This window comes from Streptomyces caniscabiei, assembly GCF_014930365.1.
Classification (GTDB): domain Bacteria; phylum Actinomycetota; class Actinomycetes; order Streptomycetales; family Streptomycetaceae; genus Streptomyces; species Streptomyces caniscabiei.
Genome location: NZ_JABXWI010000004.1, coordinates 319,745 through 332,698, shown reverse-complemented (window position 1 = coordinate 332,698; position 12,954 = coordinate 319,745). Strand labels below are relative to the sequence as shown.

Below are 12,954 nucleotides of genomic sequence, written 5' to 3'. Positions count from 1 at the left end.
CACCCCCGCCCCCCAGCACCCTCCGCACCGGCCGTGATCCGTCCCGGCCGTTCCGCTCCATCACCTTGCGACACTTTCCGAAGGGACATCGACGATGATGCGACCACGTACCACCCTGCCCGCGAGCTGTACCGCCCTCGTCCTCACGCTGGCGCTCGGTGCGACCGCGTGCGGGGGAGGGGAGCCCGTCGCCGCGGGCGGCGGCGACAGGACGCTCGACGGCCAGACCGTCTCCGTCGCCGGCGTCTGGTCCGGCACCGAGCAGAAGAACTTCCAGAAGGTCCTGGACGCCTTCACCGAGAAGACCGGCGCCAGGACCCAGTTCGTCTCCACCGGCGACAACGTCTCCACCGTCGTCGGCAGCAAGATCGAGGGCGGCAACGCCCCCGACGTGGTGATGGTCCCGCAGGTCGGCGTGCTCCAGCAGTTCGCCGAGGCGGGCTGGCTCAAGCCGCTGTCCGCAGCCGCCACCAAGTCCGTCGACGCCCACTACGCCGACGTCTGGAAGGACTACGGCAGCGTCGACGACACCCTCTACGGCCTGTACTTCAAGGCGGCCCACAAGTCGACCGTCTGGTACAGCCCCGACGCCCTCGACCAGGCCGGCGTCCAGCCGCCGAAGACGTACGAGGAGATGCTGAAGGCCGGGCGGACCGTCTCCGACTCGGGCCTCGCCGCGTTCTCCGTCGCCGGACAGGACGGCTGGACGCTCACCGACTGGTTCGAGAACGTCTACCTCTCCCAGGCCGGGCCCGAGAAGTACGACGCCCTCGCCACCCACGAGTTGAAGTGGACCGACCGGAGCGTGGTCGACGCCCTCACCACCCTCGGCGACCTCTTCGAGGACAAGCAGCTCCTGGCCGGCGGACAGAAGGGCGCCCTGAACACCGACTTCCCCGGCTCCGTCGAGAAGGTCTTCGGGCCCGAGCCCGAGGCCGGCCTGGTCTACGAGGGCGACTTCGTCGCCGGTGTCGCCAAGGACCAGTTCGGCCGGACGATCGGCGAGGACGCGGACTTCTTCCCCTTCCCGCAGGTCGGCGGCGGGAAGGCGCCCGTGGTCAGCGGCGGTGACGCGGCCGTCGTGCTGAAGGACGGCAAGAACACCGAGGCCGGCATGGCCCTCCTGGAGTATCTGGCGACCCCCGAGGCCGCTGCCGTGTGGGCGGAGGCGGGCGGCTTCCTGTCCCCGAACAAGGGCCTCGACCTCTCCGCCTACGGCGACGACGTCACCCGCACGACCGCCAAGTCCCTGATCGCGGCCGGGGACACGGTCCGCTTCGACATGTCCGACCAGGCACCGGCCGCGTTCGGCGGGACCAAGGGCGCGGGGGAGTGGAAGATACTCCAGGACTTCCTGCGTGACCCCTCCGATCCGGAGGCGACCGCGAAGCGGCTGGAGACCGCCGCGGCCAAGGCCTACAAGGACTGACCGCGATGACCGCCACACTCACGAAGGTGGCCGGTCCGCCCGCCGCCGGAAGCGCCGCCCCCGAGCGGCGCTCCCGGCGGCGGGGCCGGATCGTCGCCCTCCTCTTCGTCCTCCCCGCGCTGCTCCTGCTCGGCGCACTCGTCCTCTACCCGGTGCTGTTCTCGGTCGGCCGCAGCTTCTTCGACGCCTCCGGCACCCGGTTCGTGGGCGGCGACAACTACACCGAGATGTTCCGCGACCCGGCCACCCTCAAGGCCGTGCGCAACACCACCGTCTGGGTCGTGGTGGCGCCCGCCCTGCTCACCGGGCTGGGACTGATCCTCGCCGTCCTGGTCGAGAAGATCCGCTGGGCGACGGCGTTCAAGCTGCTGCTGTTCATGCCGATGGCCGTCTCCTTCCTCGCCGCCGGCATCATCTTCCGGCTCGCCTACGACGAGGACCCCGACAAGGGCGTCCTCAACGCGGCGGTGGTCGGCATCCACGACGCCTTCCGGGGCACCTCCTCCTACCCCACGGCCCGCGCCCGCGAGGACGAGGGCCTCACCGCCGGCGGCGACGGCTCGTACCGTACGACCGCGACCGTGTCGCCCGGTGAGACCGTCGCCCTCGGCCTGGTCGGCGTCGCGCCGAAGGACCTCGACGGCGCGGAACCCGCCCGCGCGGCGGCGTCCCGGGCCGCGGGCACCGACGAGCTGCGCGGCGTCGTCTACCTGGACTTCACCCCCGGCGGGGGAGGGAAGCAGGGCGAGGTGGACCGCCGCGAGAGCGGACTGCCGGCGATGAAGGTCGAGGCGGTGCGGGACGGGAGCACGGTCGCGAGCACGACGACGGCGGCCGACGGCTCCTTCCGCTTCCCGGACCTGGAGGCGGGCTCGTACACGGTCACGCTCCCCGGCTCGAACTTCGCCCCGCCCTACGAGGGCATCTCCTGGCTCGGTCCGACGCTCGTGACCCCCGCCGTCATCGGCGCCTACCTGTGGATCTGGACCGGCTTCGCGATGGTGCTCATCGGCGCCGGGCTGTCGACGCTGCCACGGGACACGCTGGAGGCGGCGCGGATGGACGGCGCCAACGAGTGGCAGGTGTTCCGCCGGATCACCGTGCCGCTGCTGGCCCCCGTCCTGACCGTGGTCTTCGTGACCCTCGTCATCAACGTGATGAAGGTCTTCGACCTCGTCTACATCATCGCGCCCGGACCGGTGCAGGAGGACGCCACCGTGCTCGCCACCCAGATGTGGCTGGTCTCCTTCGGCGGCGGCAACGACCAGGGGCTCGGCAGCGCGCTCGGCGTCCTGCTCCTGCTGCTGGTGGTCCCCGCGATGGTCTTCAACGTCCGCCGTTTCAAAGGGAGTCAGCGATGAACGTCACCGCGCTCAGGCGGGCGCTCGGCAACAGCCTCGTCCAGGCCTTCCTCGTGGTCGTCGGCCTGATCTGGCTCACTCCGCTCGCCGGACTGCTCCTGTCGTCCCTGCGTTCCACCGAGGACACGGCCCGGGGCGGCTGGTGGACGGCGCTCACCAGTCCCGGCCAGCTGTCGTTCGACAACTACTCCACGCTGCTGGGCAACTCCGGTATCACGCGGGCGTTCTGGAACACGGTCCTGATCTCGGTGCCCACGACCGTCCTCGTCGTCGTCATCGCGGCCCTCGCCGGATACGCCTTCGCCTGGCTGGACTTCCCCGGCCGTGACCCGCTGTTCCTGCTGGTGGTCGCCCTGTTGGTGGTGCCGGTCCAGATCGGCCTGCTGCCGGTGGCCAAACTCTTCGGCCAGCTGGGGCTGTTCGGCACCATCCCGGGGGTCGTCCTCTTCCATGTCTCCTACGGGCTGCCGTTCGCGATCTTCCTGCTGCGGAACTACTTCGCCGAGATGCCGAAGGAGATGCTGGAGGCGGCCCGGATGGACGGGGGCGGCGAGTGGCGCATCTTCACCCGTCTCGTCCTGCCCGTGGGACGGCCGGCCATCGCCAGCCTCGCCATCTTCCAGTTCCTGTGGGTGTGGAACGACATGCTGGTGGCGCTCCTGTTCGCCGACAGCTCGGCACAGCCGCTGACCGTGGAACTCCAGTCACAGATCAGGCAGTTCGGCAGCAACATCGACGTCCTGGCCCCGGGCGCCTTCCTCTCCCTGATCGTGCCGGTCGCCGTGTTCTTCGCCTTCCAGCGGCACTTCGTCCAGGGGGTGATGGCGGGTTCCGTGAAGTAGCCCCGGTGACACGCCGCCGTACGTGACGCGTTCCCGACTTGCCCATCGGGAAAGTCGGGAGCTAACTTTCCTTCCGGGAAAGTCGAGTTGGCGCGGGAGGGCGAGGGACGTGGGCATGCCGGTGGACGCCGAACAGGCGTGGAGGGATCTGCAACGCATCCGGGTGCCGCAGGAGCGGGTGTACGACGAGTTCGAGCACACCGTGTCCGGCGGGCGCGGCACCACCTACGGCACGGCCGCGCTCATGTGGGTGTTCCTGGCCGGCGTGGGCATGGACCTGCCCCAGTGGGGCGTCGGACTGTTCGTGGCCACCTACGTCGGGCTGTTGGGCCTGCTGGTCGCGATGAGCGGCCGCAGGAGCCGGATGCGGCTGCACCACACGCGCTGCCCCGGGCGTATGTGGGCCGCGTTCGGAGCGGCGGCGGTGCTGGTCGGCGGGACGATCGTGCTGTCGGACCACCTGACCGAGTCACTGGCGCCGATCTACGCCGCCCCCGTCCAGGCCACGGCCGCGGTGGCCGTGTACCTGCTCTCCCTCGGTCCCGCCAACCGCTGGGCGGCCGACTCGGTTCGGCGCGGCGGCGAACCGGCGGCGGACGAGGAGGCAAGTCGATGAGCACCCCCAGCGGCTTCGACGAGCTGATTCACCCCGCCACCCGGCTCTCGGTGGTCGCGCTGCTCGCCGCCACCGAATGGGCGGACTTCCCGTTCGTCCGCGACAGCCTCTCGCTCAGCGACTCCGCCCTCTCCAAGCAACTGCACACCCTGGAGGAGGCCGGATACCTGGAGCTCCGCAAGGAGGGCGGCGGCCGCAGGCGGCGCACCCGGGTACGGCTGACGGACCGCGGCCGCGCCGCCTTCGAGGGGCACGTCGCGGCGCTCCGGGCGATCGTCGACGGCGCCGGCCCCCCGGCCGCGACAGGCTCCCCGGCCGCGCCCGGCGCTTCGGCAGCACGGGAACGGCACGCGGAGGCCGGACGATGACGGGGCACACCGACGCACCGGCCGTCGTCCACGCGCGCGATGTGACGATGTCGTACGGCGCCCTCGACGTCCTGCGTGGTGTCGACCTGGACATCCGTCGCGGCGAGGTCTTCGCGCTGCTCGGCCCCAACGGGGCCGGGAAGACCACCACCGTCGAGATCCTGGAGGGCTTCCGACGGCGTTCGGGCGGTGAGGCGAGCGTCCTCGGGACGGACCCCGAGCGGGGCGACGACGCGTGGCGGGCCCGGATCGGACTGGTCCTGCAGTCCTGGCGCGACCACCGCGGCTGGCGGGTCGCCGAACTGCTGACACACTTCGCGACGTACTACCCCGCCCCGCGCGACCCGGCCGAACTCCTCGACCTGGTCGGCCTCACCGAGCAGGCCGGCCGGCAGGTGGGCCGGCTGTCCGGCGGCCAGCGCCGCCGGCTGGACGTCGCGCTCGGCATAGTCGGCCGCCCCGAACTCCTCTTCCTGGACGAGCCGACCGCCGGCTTCGACCCGGAGGCGCGGCACGAGTTCCACGGCCTGGTGGAACGGCTGGCCCGCGACGAGGGCGTCACCGTCCTGCTCACCACCCACGACCTGGCGGAGGCCGAGCGGCTCGCGGACCGGATCGCCATGCTGGTCGGCGGCCGGATCCGGGCCTGCGGAACCCCCGCGGAACTGGCCCGCCGCGCCGCCGCCCGGGCCGAGGTCCGCTGGACGGCCGACGACGGTACGTCCCGCCGCGAACGCACCGAGGACCCCTCCCGGCTGGTCTGGGAGCTCCACCGGCACGCGGACGGCCCGATCGCCGACCTGGAGGTCCGCCGCCCGACGCTGGAGGACACCTATCTGCACATGGTGCACCGGGAGGCCGACGGCGCGGACGGCGCCGTGGACGAGGAGGCGGGGGTCGCGTGAAAGGGTCACCCATGACGAACACATGGCGTGCCGGGCTCCAGCGCGGCGGCATCGAGCTGCGGCACTTCGTGCGCAGCGGCAAGGAGATGTCCAGCCATCTGACCAACGTGGTCGTGGCGCTGCTCGTCGCCGCCTGGATCGGTGACGACGTGCCCGGCACCCGGACCCCCATGTCCCATCTGGTGCTGGCGGGCTTCGCCGCCTACCTGCTGTTCCAGATCGGGCTGATCAACCTCCCGCAGATACTCGTGACCGAGAGGGAGGAGGGCGCCCTGCTGCGGCTGCGTGCCACGCCCGGCGGGATACCGGCCTATCTCGTCGCCAAGTCCGTGCTGGTGGTCGTGGTGTCGGTGGGCACGCTGGCGCTCCTCCTCGGGGCCGCGGCGCTGCTGGTGGACGGGCCCCTGCCCCGGGGGCCGGGCGGCTGGCTGACGCTGCTGTGGGTCACCACGCTCGGGCTGCTCGCCGTCGTACCGCTCGGCGCGGCCATAGGCGCCGTACTGCCCAACCCCCGTGAGGCGCTGGCGTTGATCATGCTGCCGACGATGGGGCTGCTGCTCACCTCGGGGGTGGTCTTCCCCATCACCGTGCTGCCCGTGCCGGTCCAGCAGGTGGCCGCGGTCTTCCCGCTCAAGTGGATGGCGCAGGGCCTGCGTTCGGCGCTGCTCCCGGACTCGGCACGGGCCGCCGAGATGGCCGGCTCCTGGGAACTGCCCCTGGTCGCCCTGGTGCTGACCGCCTGGGCGGTGCTGGGCTTCCTCCTCGCGGTCCCCCTGCTGCGCCGCGCGGCCCGCCGCGAGTCCGGCTCCCGTCTGGCCGCGCGCCACCGCCGTGCGGAACGGAGCGGCGCGCCGTCCGACTAGCCCGGTGGGCGCGTCCCGCCTGTTGACATGTGCACGGTTGATTTCTATGGTCCGGACCAAGCTTCTGTATTCGGAACGGCGTTCTCATTCCTGAACGAATTTTCCTGAACGGAAGAGGTCATCGGATGTCCCGCACCAGAACCGCCCTGCTCGGTGTACTCGCCCTGCTGGCCGGGCTGTTGAGCGTCCAGTTCACCGGCCCGGCCCCACGCGCGGAGGCCGCCCCGGCCGCCTTCACCCACCCCGGTGTGCTGGTGAGTCGGGGGCAGCTCGACCACGCCCGGTCGAACGTGCGGGCCGGCCGGCAGCCGTGGAAGGCCGCCTACGACGCCATGATGGCCAGCTCCTACGCCTCCCTGTCGCGTCCCGCCAAACCGCGGCCCGTCGTCGAGTGCGGCTCCTCGTCCAACCCCAACAACGGCTGCACCGACGAGCGCCAGGACGCCGTCGCCGCCTACACGCAGGCGCTCGCCTGGTACTTCACCCGCGACAGCCGGTACGCCAAAAAGTCGATCGAGATCATGGACGCCTGGTCCGCGACCATCACCGACCACACCAACAGCAACGCCCCGCTGCAGACCGGCTGGGCCGGTTCCACCTGGCCGCGCGCCGCCGAGATCATCAAGTACACCTACGACGGCGGCTGGCCTGGCGCGGTCCGCTTCGCGACCATGCTGCGCGACGTGTACCTCCCCGAGGTCATCAACGGCGCCCCGACCAAGAACGGCAACTGGGAACTGGTCATGACCGAGGCGGCGCTCGGCATCGCCGTCTTCATCGAGGACCGCGCCGCCTACGACAAGGCCGTCGCCACCTACCTCGCCCGCGTCCCGGCGTACGTCTACCTGAACGGCGACGGCGACCTGCCCGAACCGCCCGCCGGCAGCAGCATCGACACCCGTGCCGAGATCATCAAGTACTGGCAGGGACAGGACACCTTCACCGACGGCCTCGCCCAGGAGACCTGCCGCGACTTCGGGCACACCGGCTGGGGCATCGCCTCCCTCGCCAACATCGCGGAGACCAGCCGGATCCAGGGCCAGGACCTCTACCCCAGGATCCAGGACCGGCTGCGCCACGCGCTGGGCTTCCACACGTCCTACGAGAACGGCACCGCCGTGCCCTCCTGGCTGTGCGGCGGCTCGGTCGCCAAGGGACTCGGCCGGGTCACCGAGGTCGGCTTCAACGCCCTCCACCACCGCCTCGGCATCGCGATGACCAACACCCAGAAGTACACCGAGGCCCGCCGGCCCTCGGGCACGGACAACTACTTCAACGCCTGGACGACGCTCACGCACGCGGAGAACCCCAACTGAGCGCCGCCCAGCGATGGTTGGCGGCCGGCCGGAGCCGTGCCGCCCGGTGAGGTGATCTGCGCCTCACGAGCAACCCGCACGGCGCGCACGGCATCTTGATCGGTAACGGACGCCGCCCCGGCTCCTGGGGCGGCGTTGATTTTCGCTCTCTATACACATCATGTATACACAGCGTGTATACATGGCGCGTGTAGGGCGCATCCACCGAAAGGGTTCCATGTACGGCAAGGCGTTCGCGCCCGAATACCAAGGCGCTCTGACCACCCTGTCCGTGAATTCCTCCCTGACCGAGGTACTGGCGGCCGGCACACGGCAGTTGAGAGAGGCCGAGCGCGCCGGGGAGCACGGCGAGGCGGCACGCTCCGGGCTCGCCGTGGCCGAGGCGCACCGCCGGCTGGGGCAGATCGGTGAGGCGGACCGGGCGTGGAAGGCGAGTTATCGCGCGGCCAGAGCGGCGGGGGACACGGGAGCGATGGCCTGGGCCCTGTGGAGCGGTGGCACGCTGGCCCGGCAACGAGGCTCGTTCACCCTGGCCCGGCGGCTCCTCGGGCTGGCGGCCGAGCTGGGCGAACGGGGCGGCGACATCGTCGTGCGCGGCTACTCCCTCGCGGGACTGGCCGAGACGGGCCGGATCCAGGGCGACTACGAGGCCGTCGCCCAGCTGCACGAACAGCTGCTGGCCGAGGCCCGGCGACGCGGGGAGGCGCGCCACACGGTGTGGGCGCTGGAGGGCATCGCGCAGATCCACCGCCAACGGGGCTCGTTCGACAGCGCCTACGCGATGTTCGAGGAGGCGGCCCTGATAGCCGCGGGCGCCGACGACCGGCGCGGCCACGCCTGGGCACTGCGCGGGCTCGCCGACATCGTCTCGGCGCGGGACGGGGACGTCGAGCGGGCGCTCGTGCTGCTGTCGGAGGCCGAGGTGATGTGCCGGGAGATGCGGCTGTCCAGCGCGCTGGCCTACAACCACAAGATGCGCGGCAACGTCCTCTACCGGGCGGGGCGTCATGTCGAGGCACGGGACACCTACGAAGGGGCCCTCGCGGAGTTCCGTGGGATGAGCGAGCCACGAGGGGAGGCGCTGTCCAGGCTGGGGCTGGTCAAGTCCCGCGCCCGACTGGGCCGGGACCGTACCGAGACCGCGTCGGAACTGGACGGTCTGGCACGGGAGTTGGAGCGGATCGGACTCCGGCACGCACGGCAGATGGTGGAGCGGGCACGGGACGAGCTCGGCCTGCGCGACGAGGACGAACATGCTCCGCGGGACCAGGACGAGCGCGTCCTTCGGGACCGGGGCGAACTCCCCGCACACGACCAGGCGGGCCCTGACGACCAGGCGCACCGCGACGCGCGGACCGCCGGGCGCGGTGTCCGGGCGGAGGCCGTACGGTGACCCCGCTCTCCTCCGCCTTGCGGGTACCGGCCGACGTCCCCCTCGTACTGGCGCGCTGCCGCGAGCTGGTGCGGCCTGCCCTGCGGGACGCGGTCGGGCGGATGCACCCCTGGGTGGGCGAGATGGCCGCGTACTCCTTCGGCTGGTGCGAGGTGAGTGGCGCCCCGGCCCCCGCCGCCGCGTCCGGGGGCAAGGGCGTGCGACAGGCACTGGCCGTGCTCGGCGCCGAGGCGGTGGGCGCCGCCGGGCGCACCGGGGTGCCCGCGGCGGTCGCGGTGGAGCTGGTGCACACCTTCTCGCTGCTGCACGACGACATCATGGACGGTGACACGGCCCGCCGCCGTCGCCCCGCCGTCTGGGCGGCATACGGCACGGGACCCGCGGTCCTCGCGGGCGACGCCCTGTTCGCGCTGGCCGTCGAGACGCTCGCGGCCACCGGGGCGGGTCCCACCGCGCTGCGTGTGCTGTCGGCGGCGCTGGGCGACCTGGTGCACGGTCAGGCCGAGGACCTGCTGTTCACCACGCGCCCCTGGACGGGGCCCGAGCGGGTGCGGCCCGCGGAGTACCGGGCGATGGCCGAGGGCAAGACCGGGGCCCTGCTCGGCAGCTCGGCCGCACTCGGCGCGCTGCTGGGCGGCGGTCCGCCGCACGTGGTCTCGGCGCTCGACCGCGCCGGCCGCCGTCTCGGCCTGGCGTTCCAGATCGTCGACGATGTGCTGGGCATCTGGGGCGACCCCGAGGTCACCGGCAAACCCGTGCACGGCGATCTCCGGGAGCGCAAGAAGACCTTCCCCGTCCTGGCCGCGCTCGACTGCCCGACCACCGAGGCGCGGCGTCTGGCCGTCCTCCTGGAGTCGGGGGCGGACCCCGAGGAGGCGGCCGGCCTCGTCGAGGCGGCCGGCGGCAGGGCGGCGGCTCTGGACGAGGCACGGGCGCACATCGCCGCCGCGGACGCCGAGCTGGCCGACGTCCTGCCGGAGGGCGGAGCCGGGGACGAGTTGCGGGCGCTGTCGCGGTACCTGGTGCTGCGCGACCTCTGAGCGGGCCTCCGCCTTCGGCGGCGCGTGGCACCTCTGAGCGGGCCTCCGTCTCCGGCGGCGCGTGCCAACGGCGCGTTCTCCCCAAGTGACCGGTGAACCGGGGACGGATGCGGGTACACGGGGCGCCATGACGCCGAGGAAAGACCATCCGATGCCGCCGCCCGTCGTGCGGCAACTGCGACGCATCCGAGCCTTCTACGCGACCGCCGCCGTCCTGTGGGCGGCGTCGGCGGCCGAGGAAGGGTGGACGCGTCCCGGAAGTCGGCCCATGTGGGTGTCCGTGGTGCTTCTGGTGGTCTTCACCGGGCTGTTGTCCATGACATCCCTGTGGTTACGGCGCCATCGGACGGCTGAAGCGGGCGCCCGGACACCCGGCGCGGCGACACGCGTGCCGCCGCAGGCCCGCCTCGTCCGGCAGCTCAGGACCATGGGTGCGGGGCCCGCGGCGGAACGGTGACGATCGCACCCGTCGTCACGGCCGAACCGACCCCCGCTCCTGCGCCGGTTCCGCCCTCCGGGCGAGCCGGCGCAGCAGGGGGCCCCGGCCGCCGTCGGGGACGGTCCACAGCGTCTGGCCCCTGACCCCCCACCGCTCCAGCAGCGCGTTGGCGGCGAGGAATCCGCTGGTGGCAGCCCGCTCCATGAGGGCGACCGGGAGGCCGGTGCGGACCAGATCCCCGGCCACCACCAGGGCGGGGTCGCTGGTGCGGACCGTGGGCCGGTCGTCGTACCCGCCGACCGGGAACAGCGGGCAGTCGGCCCGCCACTCGTGCCGTTCGTCCAGCACCCGCGCCGCCCGCGTCTCGGGGTACACCCGGTGCAACTGCTCCAGCAGACGCTTCTGTTCGACGTCTCGGGGCGAGCCGTCGGACAGGGCGTAGGCGTGCAGTTCCACGACGGATCCGCCGGTGCGGGCGGCCCAGCGCGCGGCCTCGCCCTCCCAGCGGTCGAGCACGCTGACGTTGTCGAGCGTGCCGTACCCGGCGGTGCCCAGGAAGCCGGGACGGCGGGCGGCGACAGGGCGGTCCAGCCACAGACGGGAGACCAGGAACGGCGGCGCGCAGCGCAGGGCCGCCACCCGCTCGCGCCACGCGGCGTCCGCCAGGCGCGGGGAGTCTCCGACGAGGGAACGCAGGCCGCCCGTGTCCAGGGCCAGGACGACCGCGTCGTACCGTCGCTCCTCCTCACCCGCGGCGACGAGGAAGCCGCCGTCGGGCGTGGGCTCGACCGTCTCGACCGGGGTCCCGGTGCGCAGGTCGGCCCCGTGGCCGCGGAGATAGGCGGCGAGGGGGTCCCACAGGGCGGTCGGGAAGGGCTCGTCGGGGACGTCGAACAGGAGTCCTTCCGCCGAGCCGAGGAAGTAGATGTGGAACATGAGGACCATCTCGGCCGCGGACAGTTCGCGCGGATCGGCGAAGAAGCTGCGGGAGAACACCTCGAACGCGAGGTGCTGCGCGGCCTCGGGGAACCGGATCGCGTCGAGGAAGTCGCGGGCGCTGACGTGGTCGAGGCGGGTGTGGACGTCGGGGACCCGCACGTCCAGCAGCGGCAGCGCGGCGACCGGGTTCATCCGGATCAGGTCCCGGAGCCCGAAGGAGGGGCTCAGGGCGACGAAGCCCAGCGCGCTCCACGGCGGGGTGCGCGGGATGTGCCGGAAGCTGTCGTGGAGACCGTCGGCGTGTCGCAGGGGGTAGTCGGGCAGCGCGCGCAGGCGGGTCAGGCCGGGGTCGGTCCGCCGCAGCAGTCCGCGCAGGTTGTAGTACTGGCGGAAGAACGCGTGGAAGCCGCGGCTCATGGTGACGGTGGTCCCGTCGGACAGCACGGTCGGCCGGCCCGCCAGTCGTCCGCCGAGGGTCTGCTCCCGTTCGTGGAGGGTGACCCGCACCCCGCGCTCCGCGAGGGCGGTCGCGGCGGCCAGCCCGGCGATACCGCCGCCGACCACAGCGGTCGTCGGCGGCCGGTCGCCCATGAAGCGCGGGGCGCCCGGTACCGCGTTCACCCTGCGGACCCGCCGGTCCCTGCCCGGCCGCAGCGGGTCGCCGCCCCGGCGGGCCTTCATCGGCCGTCCTCGGCGGTGGCCGGCCGGCGGGCGACGATCGTGTGCGTGATGCCGGTCTGCCATCCGGGCAGGGGCAGGACCCGTACCGCTTCGAAGCCATGGGAGTGGACCCGTGCGGCGAAGTCGCCGGCGGTGTCGAACTCCACCACGCTGCGCCACAGATGGCGGTAGAGGTCGCCGTCGCCGAGGGCGGTGGCGACGGGCAGGACCAGGCCACGGCACACCCCGGTCCACATGGCCCGGTCGAGGGGCCGGCCGCTGAGGGTGTACTCGTGCACCGCCAGCCGACCTCGGGGGGCCAGGACGTCCCGCACGGTCGACAGGACGCCGTCGGGATCGGTGACGTTACGGAAGAGATAGGCGGCGAACACGGCGTCGAACGGGCCTTCCACACCCGCCTCGGCCAGTCGCTCGGCGGGCGCGCACACGAAGTTCACCCCCTCGTGCCAGGGTTTGCGGGCCGCGCGCTCCAACATGCCCGCCGAGGCGTCCACCGCGGTGATCTCGGCCTCGGGGAGAACGGCGGCGAGCGCGGCGGTCGACGCACCGGTCCCGCAGCCGAGGTCGAGGACACGCAGACCGGCCCCCCGCCGGGGCAGCCCGAGGCGGCGCGCCGAGCGGCGCAACTGGCTGTGATAGCCGGGGTTGGCGGACACCAGCGTGTCGTAGCTGCGCGAGGCGTGGTCGAAGGCGGCGGCCAGGTCCTCGTCGCGGAGCAGCGTCATGGGATCTCCTCGGTCGGGTGCACGGAAGGTCGCCGTG

General features: G+C 72.6%; 13 protein-coding genes. 11 read left to right on the top strand and 2 right to left on the bottom strand.

What is annotated here, in order from left to right:
• Nucleotides 1-94: 94 nt before the first annotated feature.
• From HW837_RS13230 to HW837_RS13180, 11 genes are all read left to right on the top strand, one after another.
• The gene (locus tag HW837_RS13230) at nt 95-1,429 is read left to right on the top strand and encodes an ABC transporter substrate-binding protein (protein WP_193379682.1); all 1,335 of its coding nucleotides are present in this window, start codon (nt 95-97) and stop codon (nt 1,427-1,429) included.
• 5 nt (nt 1,430-1,434) lie between these two features.
• Nucleotides 1,435-2,790: an ABC transporter permease gene (locus tag HW837_RS13225; RefSeq protein WP_193379683.1), complete on the top strand. Its 1,356-nt coding sequence runs from the start codon at nt 1,435-1,437 to the stop codon at nt 2,788-2,790.
• On the top strand, nt 2,787-3,632 hold the full coding sequence (locus HW837_RS13220; protein ID WP_193379684.1) for a carbohydrate ABC transporter permease: 846 nt from the start codon (nt 2,787-2,789) through the stop codon (nt 3,630-3,632). Before HW837_RS13225 ends, HW837_RS13220 begins: the two co-directional genes overlap by 4 nt.
• 115 nt (nt 3,633-3,747) lie before the next feature.
• On the top strand, nt 3,748-4,248 hold the full coding sequence (locus HW837_RS13215) for a hypothetical protein (RefSeq protein WP_193379685.1): 501 nt from the start codon (nt 3,748-3,750) through the stop codon (nt 4,246-4,248).
• The gene (locus HW837_RS13210) at nt 4,245-4,616 is read left to right on the top strand and encodes a transcriptional regulator (RefSeq protein ID WP_193379686.1); all 372 of its coding nucleotides are present in this window, start codon (nt 4,245-4,247) and stop codon (nt 4,614-4,616) included. Before HW837_RS13215 ends, HW837_RS13210 begins: the two co-directional genes overlap by 4 nt.
• Entirely contained in the window at nt 4,613-5,521 is a 909-nt protein-coding gene (locus HW837_RS13205) for an ABC transporter ATP-binding protein (RefSeq protein WP_193379687.1), read from the top strand. Before HW837_RS13210 ends, HW837_RS13205 begins: the two co-directional genes overlap by 4 nt.
• Before the next feature lie 11 nt (nt 5,522-5,532).
• Nucleotides 5,533-6,384 (top strand): ABC transporter permease, encoded by an 852-nt coding sequence (locus tag HW837_RS13200; RefSeq protein ID WP_045561232.1) that lies wholly within the window; start codon nt 5,533-5,535, stop codon nt 6,382-6,384.
• 125 nt (nt 6,385-6,509) lie between these two features.
• Nucleotides 6,510-7,700 (top strand): alginate lyase family protein, encoded by a 1,191-nt coding sequence (locus HW837_RS13195; RefSeq protein ID WP_193379688.1) that lies wholly within the window; start codon nt 6,510-6,512, stop codon nt 7,698-7,700.
• Between the two features lie 217 nt (nt 7,701-7,917).
• Nucleotides 7,918-9,093 (top strand): tetratricopeptide repeat protein, encoded by a 1,176-nt coding sequence (locus HW837_RS13190; protein WP_193379812.1) that lies wholly within the window; start codon nt 7,918-7,920, stop codon nt 9,091-9,093.
• Nucleotides 9,090-10,133, top strand: a complete 1,044-nt coding sequence (locus HW837_RS13185) for a polyprenyl synthetase family protein (RefSeq protein ID WP_193379689.1) — start codon at nt 9,090-9,092, stop codon at nt 10,131-10,133. Before HW837_RS13190 ends, HW837_RS13185 begins: the two co-directional genes overlap by 4 nt.
• 127 nt (nt 10,134-10,260) lie before the next feature.
• Complete coding sequence (locus tag HW837_RS13180) at nt 10,261-10,590, top strand: hypothetical protein (protein WP_237270157.1); 330 nt, start codon at nt 10,261-10,263, stop codon at nt 10,588-10,590.
• Between the two features lie 15 nt (nt 10,591-10,605).
• Here HW837_RS13180 and HW837_RS13175 read toward each other — a convergent pair whose 3' ends face one another.
• On the bottom strand, nt 10,606-12,192 hold the full coding sequence (locus tag HW837_RS13175; RefSeq protein WP_193379690.1) for an FAD-dependent oxidoreductase: 1,587 nt from the start codon (nt 12,190-12,192) through the stop codon (nt 10,606-10,608).
• Nucleotides 12,189-12,917, bottom strand: coding sequence for a class I SAM-dependent methyltransferase (locus HW837_RS13170; protein ID WP_193379691.1), 729 nt, complete (start codon nt 12,915-12,917; stop codon nt 12,189-12,191). Before HW837_RS13170 ends, HW837_RS13175 begins: the two co-directional genes overlap by 4 nt.
• Nucleotides 12,918-12,954: the final 37 nt, after the last annotated feature.

Coding starts and splice junctions, on each gene's coding strand:
- HW837_RS13230 (WP_193379682.1), top strand. CDS start 95: ATGATGCGACCACGTACCACCCTGCCCGCGAGCTGTACCGCCCTCGTC.
- HW837_RS13225 (WP_193379683.1), top strand. CDS start 1,435: ATGACCGCCACACTCACGAAGGTGGCCGGTCCGCCCGCCGCCGGAAGC.
- HW837_RS13220 (WP_193379684.1), top strand. CDS start 2,787: ATGAACGTCACCGCGCTCAGGCGGGCGCTCGGCAACAGCCTCGTCCAG.
- HW837_RS13215 (WP_193379685.1), top strand. CDS start 3,748: ATGCCGGTGGACGCCGAACAGGCGTGGAGGGATCTGCAACGCATCCGG.
- HW837_RS13210 (WP_193379686.1), top strand. CDS start 4,245: ATGAGCACCCCCAGCGGCTTCGACGAGCTGATTCACCCCGCCACCCGG.
- HW837_RS13205 (WP_193379687.1), top strand. CDS start 4,613: ATGACGGGGCACACCGACGCACCGGCCGTCGTCCACGCGCGCGATGTG.
- HW837_RS13200 (WP_045561232.1), top strand. CDS start 5,533: ATGACGAACACATGGCGTGCCGGGCTCCAGCGCGGCGGCATCGAGCTG.
- HW837_RS13195 (WP_193379688.1), top strand. CDS start 6,510: ATGTCCCGCACCAGAACCGCCCTGCTCGGTGTACTCGCCCTGCTGGCC.
- HW837_RS13190 (WP_193379812.1), top strand. CDS start 7,918: ATGTACGGCAAGGCGTTCGCGCCCGAATACCAAGGCGCTCTGACCACC.
- HW837_RS13180 (WP_237270157.1), top strand. CDS start 10,261: ATGACGCCGAGGAAAGACCATCCGATGCCGCCGCCCGTCGTGCGGCAA.
- HW837_RS13175 (WP_193379690.1), bottom strand. CDS start 12,192: ATGAAGGCCCGCCGGGGCGGCGACCCGCTGCGGCCGGGCAGGGACCGG.
- HW837_RS13170 (WP_193379691.1), bottom strand. CDS start 12,917: ATGACGCTGCTCCGCGACGAGGACCTGGCCGCCGCCTTCGACCACGCC.